The following is a 20603-nucleotide window of genomic DNA, read 5'->3' on the forward strand; positions in this document are numbered from 1 at the left end:
GCCTGCGCCCTCCTCTATGATTAGGAATGCATTCATAGGGAAGATCAGCAATGCGCAAGGCCCAACTCGCTCTTATCATCGCCGTCGCTGGCGGGCTCGCCGCCTGCGGTGAAACCTCCAGCCTGCAAGTCTCCGACGGCACCGGCCCGTCACCGAAGCTGCCCGAACCGAACAAGACGCTGATCCCGACAGTGAACATCGCCCCCGCAGTGGGCTGGCCGGAGGGTGCAAAACCGACTGCTGTGGCCGGCACCCAGGTCGCCGCATTTGCCGAAGGCCTCGATCACCCGCGCTGGCTCTACGTGCTGCCCAACGGCGATGTGCTGGTGGCGGAAACCAACGCGCCGCCCAAGCCCGATGACAGCAAAGGCATTCGCGGCTGGGTGATGAAAAAAGTCATGGGCAAGGCCGGCGCTGGCGTGCCGAGCCCGAACCGCATCACCCTGTTGCGTGATGCCGACCACGATGGCGTCGCAGAAACCCGCACGGTGTTCCTGCAGAATCTCAATTCGCCATTTGGCATGACACTGGTCGGCAACGACTTGTACGTGGCCGACACCGATCGCCTGCTGCGCTTCAACTACGAGCCGGGCGCCACCGAGATCAAGACCCAACCGATCAAAGTCGTCGACCTGCCCGGCGGCACGTTGAATCACCACTGGACCAAGAACGTCATCGCCAGCAAGGACGGCAGCAAGCTCTACGTCACTGTCGGCTCGAACAGTAACGTCGGCGAAAACGGTCTGGATCAGGAAGAAGGCCGCGCAGCGATCTGGGAAGTCGATCGCGCCACCGGCAATCACCGGATCTTCGCCTCAGGCATCCGCAACCCCAACGGCCTCGCCTGGGAGCCGACCAGCGGCGCGCTGTGGACGGCAGTCAACGAGCGTGACGAAATCGGCAGCGACCTGGTGCCGGATTACATCACTTCAGTTAAGGACGGCGGTTTCTATGGCTGGCCGTTCAGCTATTACGGGCAACACGTCGACGTGCGGGTCAAACCGCAAAACCTCGACCTGGTGGCCAAGGCCATCGCTCCAGACTACGCCGTCGGCCCGCACACGGCTTCGCTGGGCCTGACCTTCGCCGAAGGCAACCGCTTGCCGGCGCAATTCAAGGAAGGCGCGTTCATTGGTCAGCACGGCTCCTGGAACCGCAAACCGCACAGTGGCTACAAGGTAATTTTCGTGCCGTTCAGTGGTGGCAAACCGACTGGTCAACCGGTGGATGTGCTGACCGGTTTCCTCGACAAGGACGAGAACGCGCTGGGCCGCCCGGTGGGCGTGGTGATCGATCAGCAAGGTGGCTTGCTGGTGGCAGATGATGTCGGGAACAAAGTGTGGCGAGTGACGGCCAGCAAATAACTGCGACCTTTACCTGATCCAAAAATGTGGGAGCGGGGTTGCTCGCGAAAGCGGCAGATCAGTCAATATTTTATTGAATGACACACTGCATTCGCGAGCAGCCCGCACACTTTGGTTTCTCAGGTTTGATTTACGGGTTATGCGCCAACTGCCCCGGCTGCAACACCCGCTTGGCGCTCAGATACGCCTTCTGCCAGTAAGCCTTCGACAGGCTGTCGAGTTTGACCGTACCGCCCGTTGCCGGTGCGTGCACGAAACGCCCCTCACCCACGTAAATCCCTGCATGACTGACTTGCGAGCCGCCGTTTGTGGCGAAGAAGATCAGGTCGCCGGTCTGCAAGCCTTCCTTGCCGACATTCGGCGCCTGCATGACGATCATTTCGCGGGTCGAACGTGGCAGGGAGATCCCTGCCGCATCGCGGTAGACGAAACCGATCAGGCCGCTGCAATCGAAGCCGGAATCCGGCGTATTGCCGCCCCAGCGATACGGCGTACCGACCAGGCCAAGGGCGCGGAACAACACGTCTTCAGCAACAGGGGAAAAATTTTGGGAGGGAGCGAACACGATCGGTGCGCGAACCACGGGGGCTGGCGGCGGCGTGCGACTGGCGCAGGCGCTGAGCAGCGCGGCGCAAAGGATCAAGGTGAGGCGGGCCGACATCGTCATAAGCAGAACATCCTGATCTGGCTGCGGCTTTTTCTGCCGAATGGACAGAAACAAAACCGCCTGCGTCATCACGCAGGCGGTTTGCCATCAATATAGATTCAGGATTCTAGCGGCTACGCGGCAAACTTCAAGTAAGACTTTAACTTCACCTTGTAAAGTTTAGGTCTACTCCGTTGCCGTGCCGTTTTGTCGCCGCGAACGCAGCGACATCGGGATTACTTGCGAGCGGTGACCACGGTCGGCGCCATGGCGAGTGCACGCTTGGCTTCGATGAAGGTCTTGCTCCAGTAACTATCACCCAGGCTGTCGATGCGAACACCGCCGCTGCGACGACTGCTGGAGTGAATGAACTGGTTGTCACCCAGATAGATCCCGGCGTGGCTTACACGACCGCGACGACCGTTGGTGGCGAAGAACAGCAGATCGCCCGGCTCAAGGTTACTGCGCGAAACCAGCGGCGCATCAACGTTTATCATTTCGCGGGTGGAGCGCGGCAGGTTCATGCCCGCCTCTTCGCGGAAGAGGTAACCGATGAAACCGCTGCAATCGAAACCGGCCTCAGAGGTACCGCCGAAACGGTAACGGGTGCCGATCAGGGACATGCCGCGCTCGAGGATGCTGTCAGCCAGGACAGGAAGCTGATAAGGCTTGCTGCCGTTGAACTGGTTGAGTTCTTTTTCGGTGTCCAGCTCTTCCTGGTAAATAACGGAAGACTGGGCAGTAGCAGAATTCTTGACCTGTTGCGGCGGCTCTTGAACCGGAGAATGAGCAGCACAACCGAATAACAGGGTAACGAGTGCGAGAGGCACGAGGGGTGCGAAGCGCTTTAGCATGGGCACGACCGTGGCTGGTAGTTGTAAAGAAGCCGAGACTATGCCCGCTATCGAACCCATTTGCAAATTCAATCGAACTTTATGTGACTTCCCGGTTTCGCGTTTACATCTAAGTGCGTCACCCGGATCACACTGCTCAAGTGGATTTTCTGACGCCTGAAAGCTGGCAAAAGCCCACCATTACCAGCCCAGCGTCTCTTTGAGGAAAGGAATGGTCAGTTTGCGTTGCGCCTGCAACGAAGCCTGATCGAGCTGTTCCAGCAAATCGAACAGCGCACTCATGCTGCGCGTACCGCGAGTGAGAATGAAGTGCCCGACCTCATCGGTCAGGTGCAGACCGCGACGCGAGGCGCGCAATTGCAGCGCACGCAATTTATCTTCATCGGAAAGCGGGCGCATCTGGAAGATCAGCGCCAGAGTCAGACGTGATTTCAGGTCAGCCAGTTTCACCGGCAATTCGCGCGGCGAAGTGGAGGCGGCGATCAGCAGGCGCCGGCCGCTGTCACGCAGACGATTGAACAGGTGAAACATCGCCTCTTCCCAATCCGCCTTGCCGGCAATCACCTGCAAGTCGTCGAGACAGACCAGTTCGTATTGTTCGAGGTTGTCGAGGATGTCGACGCCGCGGTCCATCAACTCGGCCAGCGGCAAATACACCGCCGGCTCGCCCATCTGCTCGAAGCGCAGGCACGCTGCCTGCAACAGATGCGTGCGCCCGACGCCGTGTTTGCCCCACAGGTAGATCAGGCTTTCTGTCCACCCGGCGTCGGCTTCGCACAGACGCTCGACATAGCCGAGTGCAGCGGCATTGGCGCCTGGGTAGTAGTTGATGAAGGTAGCGTCGTCACGCAGACGCACACCTAGGGGCAGCTGAATCGGTTTCATGCTGACTGAACAGTTCTCAAAGGAACCGTTAGTGGCCTCTGTGTAAAGTTGGCGAAGTTTATACCCGCGAGGCTGAGCGCACAATGCGACAGACTCCAAGCAAAATCAAAGGTTTGCGTTAACGCACTACTTTTGTGACAGTTTCTCTGGCGCCCTCGTTAGCACGATACGGGCCTGCCTGGCCAAGCGCCGGGCCGCCCGTACCATCACAGCTCGGGTTCGTCGACGCCGCTGTAGATCCCGGAATCCTTGTACAGATCATGCACATGGCGCACCAACACCATGATCACCGCCGCCACTGGCAACGCCAGCAGCACGCCGGTAAATCCGAACAGTTCACCGCCAGCCAGAATTGCGAAAATCACCGCCACCGGGTGCAGGCCGATACGGTCACCAACCAGCAACGGCGTCAGCACCATGCCTTCCAGCGCCTGTCCGACCATGAATACCGCGACAATCCCGACCATCGGATACAGATCGCCACCGAACTGGAACAACCCGGCGATCAGCGCCGCGCCAATTCCGATGACAAAACCCATGTACGGGACGATGGCCGCGAGACCGGCAATCAGGCCGATCAACAACCCCAGCTCCAGGCCGACGAGCATCAGACCGGCGGCGTAGATGACGCCCAGCGCAACCATCACCAGCAACTGGCCACGGACGAATGCGCCGAGTACTTCGTGACACTCACCCGCCAGCGACACCACGCGCTCTTCGCGATCGCGCGGCAGCAGGCTGCGGATCTTGCCCATCATCACATCCCAGTCACGCAGCAGATAAAAGCTCACCACCGGAATCAACACCAGGTTCGCCAGCCAGCCGATCAGCGCCAGACTCGATGCCGTTGCCTGGCTCAGCACCACGCCGACGATGTCGGTGGTCTGGCCCATGTGCTCGCTGATCGCAGCCTTGACCTTGTCGAACTTCCAGAAACCGTCCGACAGCCCCAGCTTCGCTTGCGCCCACGGCACTGCGGTGTGCTGCAACCAGTCGAGCATTTGCGGCGCCAGCTCGTACAGGCGCAGCAACTGCTTGGCGAGCATCGGTACCAGGACCAGCATCAGAGCGGTGACGATCAACGTGAACAAGGCAAACACGGCGATCACACCCCAGGTTCGCGACAGACCGAGCCGTTCCAGACGATCGACCAGCGGATCGAACAGATAAGCCAGCAACAACGCGACCAGAAACGGCGTGAGGATCGGGTGCAGCAACCATACAAATGCGCAAAGCAGGACCACCCCACCGAGCCAGAACCAACGCCGCGTATCGGCCATTTACCACTCCTGATGCTTCTATATAAAGAAAGACTTACCAGCGAAACCGCAACGACGGCGCCGCTGCTGCAGGGGTAGGCGCAGCAACCGCCGGCGCACCCTCCACTGTTGGCTGCGCAGGCGCCACTGGAGCCGGCGCTTCGGCCGGCAGTTCCTGCAACTTCGCCAGCGACAATTGCGCGCGCAACTGATCGGCACTGCCATTGACCCGATAGACGATGCGATCGCCCTGCACGCTTTGCAGACGCACGCCGAACGGTTCGAGTAACCGCAGCAGCGCCGCGTAATGTTCCAGATTCATGCCCTGCACTTCCAGGGTCTGCTGACCCGACACGCCGGGCTTGGCGACAAATCGCGGCGCCAGACGCTCGGCCACCGCCAGCATCACTGCATCGGCAACGGCGGCCTGATCGGCGCCCTGCACGCTGCCGGCCTCTTTCTGATCACCGAGCCACAAGCGCCACTTCGCCTGCCATTGCCCGCCTTCTTCGCGGGCATGCACCGCCAGCAGGGCGTCCGCGTTGTAGCGATCCGAAGCACTGCGCAGGGGCGCGGGGTCAGCGCTCTCCAGCGCCGGCGCGGTGGCCACCAGTTGCTCGCTGAGATCCGCCAGGGGCAAACGCAGCGGCAAACCGCGATGCTGCGCCGCCGTGCGCAATGTTGCGCCTGCGGCCTGGCCGTCGCCGACCAGACTCGCGCCTTCGGTCGAGTCGTTCAGCCACCAGCCGAGGATCGACGGTCGGCTGGCGCCCCACATCGGCAGTCCGGCCCGGCGCAAGGCCTGCTCGGTGGTCGCCGGATCAAAATCGACTTTCAACACTTCCGGTGGCCCGGCGTCAAAACCGAACTGGCTGATGATCTGCTGCGGATCCTTGCGAATCGGCGCCAGCCCCGGGTTCTGCGCGGCTTTCGGATCGCCGGTCAGGCGCAGCACCAAGGTGTCGAGCGCCGCCTGCGTGGCGCGATCACGCTCTTGCGGCGCCTGGCCGCTGACCGGTTGACGCACCTGATAGAGGCCTTTGAGGTTTTCGGCATGACTCGCCAGGCTGACCAGTGTCAGGCAGCCTACAAATAACAATTTACAAAAACGCATGGAAAATTCCCGTCGACAGGAGCGGCTGGAACACGCCGCGTGAACCGTTTGAGCAAGGCTGTGACCCTCACCTCTGGCAAAACATTCACGCGGTGGCGGTAAGTTTTTGCACAGTCCTAACGATAGACGGTTAATCGCCACACCTTATACAGGCAGTCATACCCTGCGATTGCAAAAAATTTCCATCGATATGGCTCTGCCCGTCGGTGCGAGGATGGCCGCTGCCCCTCAAGCCTGATAAAATCGCGCGCCTTCGCAGACCGGCAACAGCCGGGCCCCTCGAAACTCGCGTGAGGCGATCGCCCATCGAGTTCGACGTTCCCGCTGAACTCGGTCGTTACCCCCTGAATCCCCTCCCCTAAAGGCCTGGATCATGAGCAAGCAACCCTCCCTGAGCTACAAGGACGCCGGTGTAGACATCGACGCCGGTGAAGCATTGGTCGAACGCATCAAGAGCGTCGCCAAGCGCACTGCGCGCCCGGAAGTCATGGGCGGCCTGGGCGGTTTCGGCGCCCTCTGCGAAATCCCGGCCGGCTACAAGCAGCCAGTGCTGGTCTCCGGCACCGACGGCGTCGGCACCAAGCTGCGTCTGGCGCTGAACCTGAACAAGCACGACAGCATCGGCATCGACCTGGTCGCCATGTGCGTCAACGATCTGGTGGTGTGCGGCGCCGAGCCGCTGTTCTTCCTCGACTACTACGCCACCGGCAAACTGAACGTTGACACCGCCGCCCAGGTTGTTACCGGCATCGGCGCTGGCTGCGAACTGTCGGGTTGCTCGCTGGTCGGCGGCGAAACCGCTGAAATGCCAGGCATGTACGAAGGCGAAGACTACGACCTGGCCGGCTTCTGCGTCGGCGTCGTGGAAAAGTCGGAGATCATCGACGGCTCGAAAGTCGCCACCGGCGACGCGCTGATCGCCCTGCCATCGTCGGGCCCGCACTCCAATGGCTACTCGCTGATCCGCAAGATCATCGAAGTCTCCGGTGCCGACATCGAAAACACTCAGCTCGACGGCAAGCCGCTGGCCGACCTGCTGATGGCCCCGACCCGCATCTACGTCAAGCCACTGCTCAAGCTGATCAAGGACACTGGCGCGGTCAAGGCCATGGCCCACATCACCGGTGGCGGCCTGCTCGACAACATCCCGCGCGTACTGCCAAAAGGCGCACAGGCTGTTGTTGACGTGGCCAGCTGGACTCGCCCGGCCGTGTTCGACTGGCTGCAAGAGAAAGGCAACGTTGACGAAACCGAAATGCACCGCGTGCTCAACTGCGGCGTGGGCATGGTCATCTGTGTGGCTCAGGAGCACGTCGAAATCGCCCTGAACACCCTGCGTGACGCTGGCGAGCAGCCTTGGGTCATCGGTCAGATCGCCGTAGCCGCCGAAGGCGCTGCGCAGGTCGAGCTGAAGAACCTCAAGGCCCACTGATGCCAAAGCCCTGTGATGTCGTGGTGCTGTTGTCCGGCACCGGCAGTAACTTGCAGGCTCTGATCGACAGCACGCGGACCGGCGACAGCCCGGTCCGCATCGCTGCGGTGATTTCCAACCGCGCCGACGCCTACGGCCTGCAACGCGCCCGCGATGCGGGCATTGCTACCCGCTCGCTGGATCACCAGGCATTCGAGGGCCGCGAGGCCTTCGATGCCGCGCTGATCGAACTGATCGACCAATTCAACCCCAAGCTCGTGGTACTGGCCGGCTTCATGCGCATTCTCAGTGCTGATTTCGTTCGCCACTATCAGGGTCGCCTGCTCAACATCCATCCGTCACTGCTGCCCAAATACAAAGGGTTACACACTCATCAGCGTGCGTTGGAGGCCGGCGACACGGAACATGGCTGCTCCGTGCACTTCGTCACCGAGGAACTCGATGGCGGACCACTGGTCGTACAAGCAGTATTACCGGTAGAGTTGCACGACACGCCGCAGAGTCTGGCGCAACGAGTCCACGTTCAGGAACACCTGATTTATCCGATGGCGGTACGCTGGTTTGCCGAAGGCAGGCTGACACTCGGTGAACAGGGTGCTTTACTCGACGGCCAGCTGCTCGCCGCCAGCGGCCACTTGATTCGACACTAGGAGATATTATGCGTCGCGCCCTGCTCTTCGCTTGCGCTCTGCTCGCCCTGCCCTTCGCGCAGGCAGCGGACCTTCAACCGTTCTCCGCCAGCTACACCGCCGACTGGAAGCAGCTGCCCATGAGCGGCACCGCCGAACGCAGCCTGACCAAGGAAGCCAACGGTGTCTGGAAACTCAGCTTCAAGGCGTCGATGATGATCGCCAGCCTGACCGAAGAAAGCACCCTGAAGCTGGACAAGGACACCCTGCTGCCACAGTCCTACCACTTCGAACGCGGCGGTCTGGGCAAAGCGAAAAAGGCTGATCTGGACTTCGACTGGGCCAACAAACTGGTGACCGGTACTGACCGTGGCGATGCGGTGAAGATCCCGCTGAATCGCGGCATGGTCGATAAATCGACCTATCAACTGGCGCTGCAGCACGACGTCGCCGCCGGCAAGAAAAGCATGAGCTATCAGGTCGTCGACGACGGCGAAGTCGATACCTACGACTTCCGTGTGCTGGGCTCGGAAAAGGTCGACACCAAGGCCGGCCAGATCGACGCGATCAAGGTCGAACGCGTGCGCGACCCGACACAAAGCAAGCGCATCACCGTGCTCTGGTTCGCCAAGGATTGGGATTACCTGCTGGTGCGTCTGCAACAGGTCGAGACTGACGGCAAGGAGTACAACATCATGCTCCAGGACGGCACGGTCAACGGCAAGGCTGTCAAAGGCAGCTGATCCTGCTGCTGGACCGAAAGAGCCCCGCGAATGCGGGGCTTTTTATTTGCCCTGTAGGAGCTGACGAGTGAAACGGGGCTGCGATCTTTTGACCTTGATCTTGAATCAACATCAAAAGATCGCAGCGTGCCGCAGCTCCTACGGGGTCGCGCCGCCTGTTCACTCAGACAGAAAACCGCGCCACCATCCCATTCAGATCCACCGCCAGGCGCGACAGATCCTGACTCGCTGCACTGGTCTGATTAGCTCCCGCAGACGTCTGCATGGCCAGATCGCGGATGTTCATCAGATTGCGATCCACCTCGCGCGCCACCGCTGCCTGCTCTTCCGAGGCACTGGCGATGACCAGATTGCGCTCGTTGATCAAGGTAAACGCCGAAGCGATTTCCTCCAGCGCCGAACCTGCGCCCTTGGCCAGCTCCAGGGTCGAACGTGCCCGTGCGTTGCTTTGCTGCATCGAGTTGACTGCCGAATCGGTGCCCTGCTGAATCCCGCCGATCATCTGCTCGATTTCCTGAGTCGACTGCTGGGTGCGATGAGCCAGCGCCCGCACTTCATCAGCCACCACCGCAAAGCCACGCCCGGCATCGCCGGCGCGCGCCGCTTCGATCGCGGCATTGAGGGCGAGCAGATTGGTCTGTTCGGCGATCGAGCGAATCACGTCCAGCACTTTGCTGATGCCATGAACCTTTTGCGCCAGCGCCTCGACCTGCGCGGCATTATTGGTGACATCGCCGGCGAGAAACTCGATCGACGTCACCGTCTGCTGCACTTGCTCGCGCCCTTGTCGGGCGATGCGGTCGGACTCACGGGAGGCTTCGGAGGTCGCTACTGCGTTGTTCGCCACTTCTTCCACCGCCGCTGTCATCTGGTTGACCGCAGTGGCGGCCTGTTCGATTTCCTGACTCTGCTGGTGCAGACCCCGCGTAGCGTCTTCGGTGACGCTGCTGAGTTCTTCGGCTGCCGAGGCCAATTGCGTGGACGACTCAGAAATGCGGCGGATGGTATCGCGCAGATTGTGCTGCATGCTTTTCAGCGCCTGCAGCAGGCGCGCCGGCTCGTCTGCGCCAGCGATGTGAATGTCGCCAGTCAAATCGCCGCTGGCGACGACCTCGGCCACGCTGAGCGATTGCGATAATGGCACGACAATGCTGCGCGTCAGCAGCACTGCCAGCCCAACGGTAATCAGCGCGGCCATGGCGATCATCACCCCGACCCACACCCGCGACTGGCTGAAGACCGCCCGTGCAGCCTCGGTGGCCAGATTGGCATTGTGTTTATTCATCTCGACCAGATCGCGCAGAGTCACGGCAATCTCATCGGCCAGCGGGCTCATCTGATCATTGAGGATCGCCGAAGCCTCAGCGACCCGATTCTGCGCCGACAGCTGTAGGACTTGCGCCTGCAGCTCCAGATATTTGTGCTCGGCAACCTTGAAGCGATCGAACAGCGCGCGCTCCTCAGGCAACGCGATCAGAACGTCGTAGCGCTGCTGCGCCTCAGCCAAGCCGCTGCGCAGCTCGTTGAGCTTGGTGACGTTCTGCTCCAGAGCCTTGGCATCGCGGTTGAGCAACAGGCGCATGGTCAACGCGCGCAGACGCAGCATGTCCTGACTCATCTCCCCGACCGCCATCACACTCGGCAGCCAGTTGTTGTCGACTTCATCGGACTGCGCACGCATGTTCGACATTTGCAGCAAGGCGAACGCCCCAAGGGCAAACACCATCAAGGCCAGCAGGCCGAAACCGAGACCGGCGCGCGGGGCAATATTGAGACTACGGATATTCATCACTCTGGCTCCTTCCAAAAGCGCTGCATCAGCCTGCAGCGGGTTGCTTTAGAAGGTATCGGCATTGCCTGGAAATTACGTAAGACGAAAAGGCGATAGGCAGACGAGCGGCGAGTTCGAACCCGTGGCGTTGACGATTCAGCGCTGCTCAGAGGGTTTGGCTGTTTCGCGCGGCAATATCGCCAGGAAATTATCCCGCGCGACTTTGCGCGCTACCCCTTCCGGCAGCGCATCAAGGAAAGGCTTGTAGCTGTGCATTTCCTGACCGAGTTTGTTGAATCGTCCTACTACGTCAGAGCCAAGCATGAAGCGCTCGGGATATTTCTCCACCAGCGCCAGCCATTGCGCGCGCGGCTTGCCCTGCTCGTCCAGCAGATACGGCGTGAGCATGCTCCACGACAGATCAATAAACAGATTCGGATAGGCTTCAAGCATGCGCGTCAGAGTGGGTAACAAGAAAGGCAATTGCGTCTGATGCCGATGAATCTCGGCGCTGGTGCCGGCGTGCGCCCAGATGAACCGCGTGTGCGGATGATTGCGCAGCGGCTCTTCGACTTCCTGCAGATACAGCGGGTTTTTCTCACGCTTTGAAGTGATGTTGGAGTGCAGCATCACCGGCAGATCGTTTTCAGCGGCGAGGTGATAGATTTTGGTCATTGCCTCGTTGTTGGCTCTAGGTGTGTCGCCGGAGGTCAGCGCGGTCAGATCGTCGTGCCGGGTAAACACCTCGCCGATGCCTTGCCACAACCCTGGATACAGGTCGAGCATGCGCTGAATGTGCGCAGCGGAATTCTTGTCGTTGGGATTGAAGCCGGACAGGAATGGATGAAAGTACGGACGCTGCTCTGGCGCGAGTTTTTGCACCGCGTCGGCAATGATCACATCCGTGGCGCTGTACCAATAGGCATCGGCGTCATCGCCGGCGTAATAGCGCGGGCGCTTGGGTTCGTCTTCATGCCATTTCTTCGCCACGGGAATGCCGGAAATCATCACGTGTTCGATGGCATTTTCCTTCATGGCCGTAAGCAATTTCTGCATACCGGCGCTTTCCTGAAAGAAATCCACATAGTGCAGGTGCGCATCGCTGTAGGTGTATTCGCGGGCGCCTACACTGCCGGCGAATAGCAGCAGGCAGGCAAGACTCAAACGAGACAAGGACACAAGTAATCTCCGGCAGATGGGCATAGCCTAGACCGCGCCCGAACGATAAGGGTTCATCCCTGCCGAAAAGCGGAACGCCCACTGTCGGGAATGCTCTATAACTGCAAGGTCTGTTTTGATCGAACGCTTTTTCCTGCCGCCCGTGAGGTTTCCATGACTGTCACCGTCAATACCGTATCTGCCGAAGGTTTTCGTCATACCGTCCAGATCGATGACCACGAATTCTTTGCCGACGTACCGAAAACCGCCGGTGGTGAAGGCACCGCGCCAGAGCCACACGACTACTTCGACGCCGCCCTCGGCGCCTGCAAAGCGCTGACGCTGAAGATGTACGCAAAGAAAAAAGACATCCCGCTGACCGGCGTGGGCGTCGAAGTGAAGCGCGACAACAGCGAAGAGCACAAAGGCAAATACGCCCTGCATGTGACCCTGACGCTCAAAGGGGTACTCACTGACGCCCAGCGCGAGGAACTGTTGCGAGTCGCTGATCGCTGCCCGATTCACAAGCTGATGACCACCAGCGAAGTCAGCATTGAAACCCACGCCCCACAAGGCTTCGACAGCCAATAGCCCTCCCGATGCCAGCGGCGGGTTATGCTTCTGGCATCTCCCGCTCAGCCTGGAATGCACCATGGACACGCCACTCCTGATCATCCGCCCGCGCGCCGAAGACGTTGAAGGCCAGCCGATCCTGCGACCGCTGCCGTCAGCCAAATGCCGCAACGTCGGGCCTTTCGTGTTTTTCGACCACATGCTGGAAACGATTTATCCGACGGGCAAAGGCATGGACATCCGCCAGCATCCGCACATCGGTCTGTCGACGCTTACCTATCTGTTCGAAGGGCAATTGCAGCACAAGGACAGTCTGGGCTCCGACCAGGTTGTCAGCGCCGGCGATGTCAGCTGGATGACCGCCGGCAGCGCCATCGCCCACGTCGAGCGCACGCCTGCGCCACTGCTCGCCGAGACCTTCACCCTGCACGGCCTGCAGGTGTGGCTGGCCTCCCCCAAGAAACACGAGCAGGGCCCGGGCCATTACAGCCATCACCCGGCAGTGACGCTGCCGGTCAGCGATCACCTCGGTGTGCAGATTCGCATGATTGCCGGGTCAGGCTTTTGCCTGCAATCACCGGTTCCGGTGCTTTCTCCTACGCTGTATGCCGAACTGAAGATGCAGACTGCGACGACGCTGCTGATTCCGGCCGAACACGAAGAACGCGCGGTGTATGTGTTGAGCGGTGATGCGCAGTTGAATGGCGAGGCGATCGAGCCGCATGCACTGGTCGTGCTGCCCGCAGGCGAAGAAATGAGCCTGTTTGCTGAAAGCGATGTGCACGCCGTGGTGTTCGGCGGCGCGCCGCTGGATGGCCCGAGGCGAATCAACTGGAATTTTGTTGCCAGTGATCCGGCCGCGATAGATGAGGCCCGGCGCAAATGGGCGGCCGGGGATTGGCCGACGGTGCCGGGGGAAGTCGAGCGGATCGAACTACCTTGAATTCTGTGTCGCCTGTAAGTCAGCCTTCGCGAGCAAGCCCGCTCCCACAGTGATGGAGGGTGTTTTCAGAATCCCATTAACACCACACATCTCCTGTGGGAGCGGGCTTGCTCGCGAAGAGACCAGTTCAGACGCTGAAAAAATCAGCCCTTGAACACCTCATCCAGCAAATCATGCATCGACTTGAACGCGCGCTTGGCGGTCTTTTCGTCGTACATCATCTTGCCCGGCACGTTAGCGTGCGGATCGGTAAACGAGTGCACCGCGCCGCCGTAGCTGAGCAGTTGCCAGTCGACCTTCGCCGCGTTCATTTCATCTTCGAACGCCGGCAGTTGCTCCTTCGGTACCAACGGATCGGACGCGCCATGCAGCACCAGCACCGAGCCCTTGATGTTCTGCGCATCCGCCGGATTCGGCGAATCCAGCGTGCCGTGGAACGACACCGCCGCTTTTACCGGCGCGCCGGTGCGGGCCAGGTCCAGCGCACAGCAGCCACCGAAGCAGAAACCGAACACCGCCAGTTTCGACGTATCAACCGCCGCTTCGCCCTGGCTTTGCAATTGCTCGAAGGCCACTTGCAGACGCTTGCGCAACAGCGCGCGGTCGTCCTTGAGCGGCATCATCGCTGCCAGCGCCTGATCAGCATTCTGCGGACGCACGGTCTGGCCGTAGACATCCGCAATCAATACCACGTAGCCCTTGGCGGCAACCGCTTTGGCGATGTCCTCGGCACCGGCGCTGACGCCCATCCAGTTCGGCGCCATCAGCAAACCCGGACGCGCAGCCTTGTGCTCGGCGTCGAATGCCAGGCGACCTTCATAGGCCTGGCCGTCAATCTGATAGACCACGGAACGTACAGTGACTTGGCTCATTTCTGACTCCTGATTGCGTAAACACCAGAACGAAAAAACCCGCCGAAGCGGGTTTTTCCTACAACGTGATCAAACCGACAGTTCAACCAGCAGCTTGTTCAGACGGCGCACGTAAGCGGCCGGATCCTTCAAGCTGTCGCCCGCCGCGAGCGCGGCCTGATCGAAGAGGATGTGCGACAGGTCGCCAAAACGCTCCTCGCTCTGCTCGCCATCGAGTTTCTCGATCAGCGGGTGGCTTGGGTTGAATTCGAAGATCGGCTTCGAATCCGGGACTTTCTGCCCGCTGGCTTCGAGGATCTGGCGCATTTGCAAGCCCAGGTCCTGATCGCCGATGGCCAGAATGGCCGGCGAATCGGTCAGACGATGGGACACGCGGACTTCAGCCACGGAATCGCCCAGCGCGGTTTTCAGACGCTCGACCAGGCCTTCCTTGGACTTGGCGACTTCTTCTGCGGCTTTCTTGTCCTCTTCAGAGTCCAGATTGCCGAGATCAAGATCACCACGCGCCACGTCAACGAAGGTCTTGCCGTCAAATTCGCTGAGGTAGCTCATCAGCCACTCGTCGATGCGATCGGTCAGCAGCAGCACTTCGATGCCTTTCTTGCGGAAGACTTCCAGGTGCGGGCTGTTCTTGACCTGCGCATAGGTTTCGCCGGTGAGGTAGTAGATCTTGTCCTGACCTTCCTTGGCGCGGGCCAGGTAGTCGGCCAGACCGACGCTCTGCTCGCCGTCGTCACCTTGAGTCGATGCGAAACGCAGCAGACCGGCGATTTTCTCTTTGTTGGCGAAATCTTCTGCCGGGCCTTCTTTCATGACCTGACCGAAGTTTTTCCAGAAGCCCTTGTATTGCTCAGGCTCGTTCTTCGCCAGTTTTTCCAGCATGTCGAGCACGCGCTTGGTCAGCGCGGTCTTCATCGAATCGATGATCGGGTCTTTCTGCAGGATTTCACGCGACACGTTCAGCGACAGGTCGTTGGAGTCGACCACACCTTTGATGAAGCGCAGGTACAGCGGCAGGAACGACTCGGCCTGATCCATTACAAACACGCGTTGCACGTACAGCTTCAGGCCTTTCGGCGCTTCACGCTGGTACAGGTCGAACGGCGCGCGAGCCGGCACGTACAGCAGCGAGCTGTACTCGAGCTTGCCTTCAACCTTGTTGTGGCTCCACGACAGCGGATTTTCAAAGTCGTGAGCAATGTGTTTGTAGAACTCCTGATATTCCTCGTCTTTGACTTCAGTGCGCGGACGGGTCCACAGGGCGCTGGCGCGGTTGACGGTTTCCCATTCAGCGGCTGGAGCCTCTTCGCCTTCGGCCGGAGTGACTTCTTTCGGCAGTTCGATCGGCAAAGCGATGTGGTCGGAGTACTTCTTGATGATGTTGCGCAAACGCCAGCCATCAGCAAATTCGTCTTCACCGGACTTCAGGTGCAGGACGATGCGGGTGCCGCGCTCTGGCTTGTCGATCGTAGCGACTTCGAACTCGCCTTCGCCTTTGGACGACCAGTGCACGCCTTCGCTGGCGTCGGTGCCAGCGCGACGGCTGTAAACGTCAACCTTGTCGGCGACAATGAAGGCCGAGTAGAACCCCACACCGAACTGGCCGATCAGGTGCGAATCTTTCTTCTGATCACCGGACAGGTTTTTCATGAAATCGGCGGTGCCGGATTTAGCGATGGTCCCCAGGTGGGTGATCACATCGTCACGGTTCATACCGATACCGTTGTCTTCGAGGGTAACGGTCTTGGCGTCCTTGTCGAAGCTCACACGGATTTTCAGCTCAGCGCCACCTTCGAGCAACTCAGGCTTGGCCAGGGCTTCGAAGCGCAGCTTGTCGACAGCGTCAGAGGCGTTCGAGATCAATTCGCGAAGGAAAATTTCCTTATTCGAATACAGCGAATGGATCATGAGGTGCAGCAGCTGCTTTACCTCGGTCTGGAAGCCCAGGGTTTCCTTTTGAGTTTCCACACTCATGGTCATCAAACTCCAATCAGATGGCAGTGGCCGCGACCCGAGTGGTCGGCGGCGGGTTGTCATCTGAGTTTGGGGCGCTGTTCAGGATTTCAAGGGTTCGTCGATTTTGAAATGCGCACGGGCGGTGGCGATCGGTTCGCCCTCGGTACTCTGCCACGCCGTGACCGCGACGTTGGCCACGCGCCGGCCCTGACGACAGACCTGACACCTGGCCCAAGTGTCGCGAAATTGCCCGGCGCGCAGGTAATCGAGAGAAAAATCGATGATCTTCGGCACACCCGGCGTGCCGGTGAAGATCAGCAAATGCAGGGCCGCGGCCAGCTCCATGAAACCGGCAATCACTCCGCCGTGAATCGCCGGCAATAAAGAGTTACCAATGTTGTCCTTGTTCGCCGGCAGCTTGAACAGCAGCTCATCGCCGACTCGCGAGCACTCAATACCGATCAGCCCGGCATAAGGGATCAATGCCAGCAGCGGCGCGTAATCGCCCTGCGCATGGGCTTGTTGCAACTGCTCCCTGAGATCGTTGCTCATTGGCTGGCTCCCTTGATCGCGCCGGCGAAGCCCTTACTGCCCTTCAGACCAACGCCCATGCGCATGAAGGTGCCGACGACATGAGCGATTGGCTGCTCGGGATCGTCCTGGTAGGCAAAGCCTCGGGCGAAGATCACGTCGGTGGTGACGCGGTAGCACTGGGCAAAGCCGTACACGGCTTTGTGCGGTTCGGCGGCGTGCATGTAGTCGATGCGCAGATCGAGGGTCGGACAGACTTCGAACTCCGGCAGCACGCACAAGGTCGACATACCGCACGCGGTGTCCATCAGCGAAGTGATGGCGCCACCGTGGATGACTCCGGTTTCGGGATTGCCGACGATTTTTTCGCTGTAGGGCAGGATCACCGTCAGACCTGCGCTCGAGGCGCTGTGCACCTGCAGACCCAAGACCTGACAGTGACGCAATGCCGATAAAAAGCGCGTCGCGCGCTCAAAAACGGGGTTTACGGCCATGTGATAATTACTCGCGTTTGGGCCTTGTGCCAGTAGTGAGAAAAGCGGCAAAAGTTCCGTGATAAAACAAACTTATATATCTGAAACAAATGAGGAACTTAACCCGTAGCGCCGAGTTCTTAAGGCCAGTAGTTATTTTCCATAAGGAGATACACCCCATGCGTAAGACTTTAGCTATTGCCTTGATGTTGACCGCTTCCCTCGGTCTCGCTGCCTGCGATAAAAAATCCGAGGACAAAGCTCAAGATGCCAACCAACATGCTGAGCAAGCTCAGCAAGACATGAACAAAGCTCAGGATAAAGTGAACGACGCAGCAAAAGAAAACGCCGAAGCTGCCAAAGCTCAGGCTGAATCGAACGCCGCTGCTCAAGAAGAAGCCGCCAAAAAGCAATAAGCTTTCTGGTGTGAAAAGAAAACCCGCCAAGTGCGGGTTTTCTTTTGTCTGCGATTTACCGGTTTATAGCAACACGGTTCTAAAAGTCGGACTAATCATCAACAACAACGAACAGACAAAGCCAACTAGCCACATCAGGCTGCGCAACTTCGGCAGGTCGGCCAGATAGAACCACAGATACAAGATCCGCGAGATCACGAAGATGATCACCAGCGCATCGATCAGCCAGCCTGCGGTTTGCGTGGTGTGCGCCATCAGCACACCGACGGCGAACAAAATAAACGCTTCGATGGTGTTCTGATGGGCCGCCAGCGCCCTCGCACCGAACCCGGTCAACTGCGCCTGTTGCTGCCGCGGCAAATGATTGTCATACCCTCCCTGTTCCTTCATGGCCTTGGCCACCGGCATGCGCGCCACGTAGATCAATAAAGCACTGATAAACACACACCAGAACGGAATACTCATCAAACAGCCTCTTTGTTTGCCTCAGGGACGGGCGCCTCTGTAGGGGTATAGACCATGACATCGAGAACGTCGGAATGAAACTCACGGCGATACAACACCACCACAACTCCCGCGCTCATGATCATGAACAACCACGGGCTGACGAACCACGCCAGCATGCTCATGCCGAAGTAGTAAGAACGCAGGCCGAAGTTGAACTGGTTGGCCGCCATCGAAATCACCCGCGCCGCACGCGAAGCGAAGGCCTTGCGTTCCTGCTCGGTCACTTGACGCTCACCGATCATTGGCGCTGAACCGACCAGAATCGCCGCAAAGTTGTATTGGCGCATGCACCAGCTGAACGTGAAGAACGCATAGACGAACACCAGGGCCAGACACAGTAATTTGATCTCCGACATGCCCTGCGAAGCCTGCTGCACCATCGGAATATCTGCCAGCAACGATACCGCCCGCTCCGACGCCCCGAGTACGGTGAGAATACCGGCGAGGATGATCAGCGTGCTGGAAGCGAAGAACGAGGCGTTACGTTCCAGATTGCCGATCACGCTGGCGTCGGCGATCCGGTTGTCACGCAGCAACATGCGGCGCATCCAGTCTTCGCGGTACAGGTGCAACACGCTGGCAAGACACGCCGTATCGCGTGCCTTCCAGGTGGCGTAACGTGTGTAGCCGCCCCAGCAGATGACAAACCAGACGGCGGCGAGCAGGTGGATGAGATTGGCTTGGATGAACGACATGCAATTCCTTGTGATGAGGCGCGGTACATCGGAAAAACCTGTGGGAGTGATCAAGCTCGCTCCCAGATGCAGACCAGGCAACTCTTTCGACGTTAGCTCAGCAGAAAAGACACTGCCTCACGCGCATAAAAAATGCCCCGTATCGATTGATACGGGGCATTTCTGTTTAACCGTGCCGGACCCACTTGTGGCGGGTCAAACCACGTCAGGCAGTGGCTTCGCTGCGCTTGCCGAGCAGGCGGTCGCAAACCACGGCCACCACCAGAGTCATCACGCACGGCACCAGCCACGCCAGACCCTGCTCGCTCAGCGGCAGGTGGGTCAACTGAGCCGGCATCCGCTCGGCCAGACCGGCGCCCTTCAACGCGTCGATGGTGCCAAACACGAATGACACCAGCATCACCGGGCCTAGAATACGCCCGTGCTCATGCCAGAAATCCTTGCAGAAGCTCAGCGCGACCAGAACGATGCACGGCGGATAGATCGCCGTGAGCACCGGAATCGAAAAGGCGATGAGCTTGGTCAGGCCGAGGTTGGAGACCAGCAGCGAGAACGCTGCGAGGATGATCACCAGAGTCTTGTAGGACAGAGGCAGCACACGGCTGAAATATTCAGCGCAAGCACAGGTCAGGCCGACCGCCGTGACCAGACACGCCAACGAGATCAGCACCGCAAGGAAACCGCTGCCCAGCGAACCGAAGGTGTGCTGCACGTAAGCATGCAGCACCGCCGCGCCATTGGTGGCACCGACCGCGACTTCGTGGCTGCCGGAACCGAGGCGGAACAGGCTGACGTAGACCAGTGCCAGACCCACGCCGGCGATGAGCCCGGCGATGATCGCGTATCGGGTGATCAGTGCCGGCGACTCGACGCCACGGGAGCGAATCGCGTTGACGATGACAATACCGAATACCAGCGCGCCCAGGGTATCCATGGTCAGGTAGCCATTGATGAAGCCCTGGGAGAACGGTGCAGCGACGTATTCCGGTGTGCCGTGACCGATGTCACCCGCCGGCAAGGCGAACGCGGCGATACCCAGTACTGCCAGCGCAATGATTTTCAGCGGCGCGAGGAAGCGGCCCACCGTATCCAGCAAACGCCCAGGGTAGAGCGAAATGAAGAATACCAGCAGGAAGTACACCGAGCTGTAGAGGAACAGCGCCAGCGGACTCTCGCCGGTCAACGGCGCCAGACCCACTTCGAAGGAAACGGTCGCGGTACGCGGAGTGGCGAACAGCGGGCCGACAGCCAGATAGCACGCCGCCGCGAGGATGCCGCCAGCGATTTTGCCGATCGGGCTGCTCAACGCATCCATCGCGCCGCCAACTTTGGCCAGCGCCACTACAGTGACCACCGGCAAACCTACAGCGGTGATCAGAAAGCCCAGCGCAGCCATCCACACGTGGGGGCCGGCCTGCAAGCCGACGATCGGCGGGAAGATGATGTTACCGGCCCCGACAAACAGGGCAAACGTCATAAAACCAAGCGCCAGGATGTCCTGACCTTTCAAAACTTTCATTAAGGTAATACCACACTACTGAAATCGGAATTTAGAGGGGGATTGCCCTGTTGGATTAGGGAAATGCTGTCGATCCGTATGGGACTGACCCTTAAAGCGCGTAGCTGCCTTGTGGGCGGCGGACGCAAAAATGGCTGCTAGCCTAACGAATCTGGCTTGCAAACGCACTGTTGGAGGGCGAACTATCCGATACGCGACGTTTCAGTGTCGCGTTTACATAAGAAAAGTAGCCGCAAGCTACAAGTTTTCAGCTGCAAGCTTCC

21 protein-coding genes and 1 pseudogene are annotated in these 20603 nt (G+C 59.6%); 7 read left to right on the top strand and 15 right to left on the bottom strand.

Annotation, left to right across the window (positions count from 1 at the left end; genetic code table 11):
- The first annotated feature begins 50 nt into the window (after nt 1–50).
- Nucleotides 51–1364: a PQQ-dependent sugar dehydrogenase gene (locus ACP7D9_RS03175; RefSeq protein ID WP_426155643.1), complete on the top strand. Its 1314-nt coding sequence runs from the start codon at nt 51–53 to the stop codon at nt 1362–1364.
- A gap of 130 nt (nt 1365–1494) precedes the next feature.
- On the opposite strand, the gene ACP7D9_RS03180 is transcribed toward ACP7D9_RS03175, so the two are convergent.
- From ACP7D9_RS03180 to ACP7D9_RS03200, 5 genes are all read right to left on the bottom strand, one after another.
- Nucleotides 1495–2031 (bottom strand): C40 family peptidase, encoded by a 537-nt coding sequence (locus ACP7D9_RS03180; protein WP_101158749.1) that lies wholly within the window; start codon nt 2029–2031, stop codon nt 1495–1497.
- Between the two features lie 215 nt (nt 2032–2246).
- The gene (locus ACP7D9_RS03185; protein WP_016773699.1) at nt 2247–2864 is read right to left on the bottom strand and encodes a C40 family peptidase; all 618 of its coding nucleotides are present in this window, start codon (nt 2862–2864) and stop codon (nt 2247–2249) included.
- Between the two features lie 180 nt (nt 2865–3044).
- Nucleotides 3045–3749, bottom strand: coding sequence for a DnaA regulatory inactivator Hda (hda, locus tag ACP7D9_RS03190; RefSeq protein ID WP_101158704.1), 705 nt, complete (start codon nt 3747–3749; stop codon nt 3045–3047).
- 206 nt (nt 3750–3955) lie between these two features.
- Nucleotides 3956–5029 carry an AI-2E family transporter gene (locus ACP7D9_RS03195; protein ID WP_101158703.1) on the bottom strand — a complete coding sequence of 358 codons (1074 nt, stop codon included), beginning with the start codon at nt 5027–5029 and terminating at the stop codon, nt 3956–3958.
- A 34-nt stretch (nt 5030–5063) separates the two neighbouring features.
- A complete protein-coding gene (locus ACP7D9_RS03200) occupies nt 5064–6122 on the bottom strand; it encodes a DUF2066 domain-containing protein (protein ID WP_101158702.1) in 1059 nt (352 codons plus the stop codon).
- Between the two features lie 373 nt (nt 6123–6495).
- On the opposite strand from ACP7D9_RS03200, the gene purM reads away from it, so the two are divergent.
- Genes purM through ACP7D9_RS03215 form a run of 3 tightly spaced genes read left to right on the top strand, consistent with a single transcriptional unit; the run spans nt 6496 to nt 8926 of the window.
- Nucleotides 6496–7554 carry a phosphoribosylformylglycinamidine cyclo-ligase gene (gene purM / locus ACP7D9_RS03205; RefSeq protein ID WP_101158701.1) on the top strand — a complete coding sequence of 353 codons (1059 nt, stop codon included), beginning with the start codon at nt 6496–6498 and terminating at the stop codon, nt 7552–7554.
- Nucleotides 7554–8204 carry a phosphoribosylglycinamide formyltransferase gene (purN, locus tag ACP7D9_RS03210; RefSeq protein WP_101158700.1) on the top strand — a complete coding sequence of 217 codons (651 nt, stop codon included), beginning with the start codon at nt 7554–7556 and terminating at the stop codon, nt 8202–8204. Before purM ends, purN begins: the two co-directional genes overlap by 1 nt.
- An 8-nt stretch (nt 8205–8212) precedes the next feature.
- On the top strand, nt 8213–8926 hold the full coding sequence (locus tag ACP7D9_RS03215) for a DUF3108 domain-containing protein (RefSeq protein WP_101158699.1): 714 nt from the start codon (nt 8213–8215) through the stop codon (nt 8924–8926).
- A 163-nt stretch (nt 8927–9089) separates the two neighbouring features.
- Here ACP7D9_RS03215 and ACP7D9_RS03220 read toward each other — a convergent pair whose 3' ends face one another.
- From ACP7D9_RS03220 to ACP7D9_RS03230, 3 genes and pseudogenes are all read right to left on the bottom strand, one after another.
- Nucleotides 9090–9953 (bottom strand): methyl-accepting chemotaxis protein, encoded by an 864-nt coding sequence (locus tag ACP7D9_RS03220; protein ID WP_371918380.1) that lies wholly within the window; start codon nt 9951–9953, stop codon nt 9090–9092.
- A pseudogene (locus ACP7D9_RS03225) lies at nt 9945–10715 on the bottom strand (MCP four helix bundle domain-containing protein); the annotation flags it as partial. The gene ACP7D9_RS03220 and the pseudogene ACP7D9_RS03225, both read right to left, overlap by 9 nt.
- A gap of 138 nt (nt 10716–10853) precedes the next feature.
- Nucleotides 10854–11900 carry an amidohydrolase family protein gene (locus ACP7D9_RS03230; RefSeq protein ID WP_426155648.1) on the bottom strand — a complete coding sequence of 349 codons (1047 nt, stop codon included), beginning with the start codon at nt 11898–11900 and terminating at the stop codon, nt 10854–10856.
- Nucleotides 11901–12029: 129 nt separating this feature from the next.
- Here ACP7D9_RS03230 and ACP7D9_RS03235 point away from each other — a divergent pair, with 129 nt between their 5' ends.
- Together ACP7D9_RS03235 and ACP7D9_RS03240 are read left to right on the top strand one after the other, a co-directional pair.
- Nucleotides 12030–12446 (top strand): OsmC family protein, encoded by a 417-nt coding sequence (locus ACP7D9_RS03235; protein WP_101158696.1) that lies wholly within the window; start codon nt 12030–12032, stop codon nt 12444–12446.
- A 61-nt stretch (nt 12447–12507) separates the two neighbouring features.
- Nucleotides 12508–13371 carry a pirin family protein gene (locus ACP7D9_RS03240; RefSeq protein WP_101158695.1) on the top strand — a complete coding sequence of 288 codons (864 nt, stop codon included), beginning with the start codon at nt 12508–12510 and terminating at the stop codon, nt 13369–13371.
- A 143-nt stretch (nt 13372–13514) separates the two neighbouring features.
- Here ACP7D9_RS03240 and ACP7D9_RS03245 read toward each other — a convergent pair whose 3' ends face one another.
- From ACP7D9_RS03245 to ACP7D9_RS03260, 4 genes are all read right to left on the bottom strand, one after another.
- Entirely contained in the window at nt 13515–14243 is a 729-nt protein-coding gene (locus tag ACP7D9_RS03245) for a dienelactone hydrolase family protein (protein ID WP_101158694.1), read from the bottom strand.
- Nucleotides 14244–14312: 69 nt separating this feature from the next.
- Nucleotides 14313–16217, bottom strand: coding sequence for a molecular chaperone HtpG (gene htpG / locus ACP7D9_RS03250; RefSeq protein WP_426155651.1), 1905 nt, complete (start codon nt 16215–16217; stop codon nt 14313–14315).
- Nucleotides 16218–16298: 81 nt separating this feature from the next.
- Complete coding sequence (locus tag ACP7D9_RS03255; RefSeq protein ID WP_426155653.1) at nt 16299–16751, bottom strand: PaaI family thioesterase; 453 nt, start codon at nt 16749–16751, stop codon at nt 16299–16301.
- Nucleotides 16748–17224, bottom strand: coding sequence for a PaaI family thioesterase (locus tag ACP7D9_RS03260; protein WP_397479688.1), 477 nt, complete (start codon nt 17222–17224; stop codon nt 16748–16750). Before ACP7D9_RS03260 ends, ACP7D9_RS03255 begins: the two co-directional genes overlap by 4 nt.
- Nucleotides 17225–17382: 158 nt before the next feature.
- Between ACP7D9_RS03260 and ACP7D9_RS03265 the strand changes: the two genes are divergently transcribed.
- Nucleotides 17383–17619, top strand: coding sequence for a hypothetical protein (locus tag ACP7D9_RS03265; protein ID WP_007959016.1), 237 nt, complete (start codon nt 17383–17385; stop codon nt 17617–17619).
- Between the two features lie 63 nt (nt 17620–17682).
- Here ACP7D9_RS03265 and ACP7D9_RS03270 read toward each other — a convergent pair whose 3' ends face one another.
- The 3 genes from ACP7D9_RS03270 to brnQ all read right to left on the bottom strand — a co-directional run bounded on the left by ACP7D9_RS03270 (nt 17683) and on the right by brnQ (nt 20340).
- A complete protein-coding gene (locus ACP7D9_RS03270) occupies nt 17683–18084 on the bottom strand; it encodes an MAPEG family protein (RefSeq protein WP_426155656.1) in 402 nt (133 codons plus the stop codon).
- Nucleotides 18084–18821 carry a DUF599 domain-containing protein gene (locus ACP7D9_RS03275; RefSeq protein ID WP_253500477.1) on the bottom strand — a complete coding sequence of 246 codons (738 nt, stop codon included), beginning with the start codon at nt 18819–18821 and terminating at the stop codon, nt 18084–18086. The genes ACP7D9_RS03270 and ACP7D9_RS03275 overlap by 1 nt, the downstream gene beginning before the upstream one ends.
- 205 nt (nt 18822–19026) lie before the next feature.
- Entirely contained in the window at nt 19027–20340 is a 1314-nt protein-coding gene (gene brnQ / locus ACP7D9_RS03280) for a branched-chain amino acid transport system II carrier protein (protein ID WP_101158690.1), read from the bottom strand.
- Nucleotides 20341–20603: the final 263 nt, after the last annotated feature.

The organism is Pseudomonas sp. TSRC2-2 (genome assembly GCF_049897785.1).
GTDB lineage: Bacteria > Pseudomonadota > Gammaproteobacteria > Pseudomonadales > Pseudomonadaceae > Aquipseudomonas.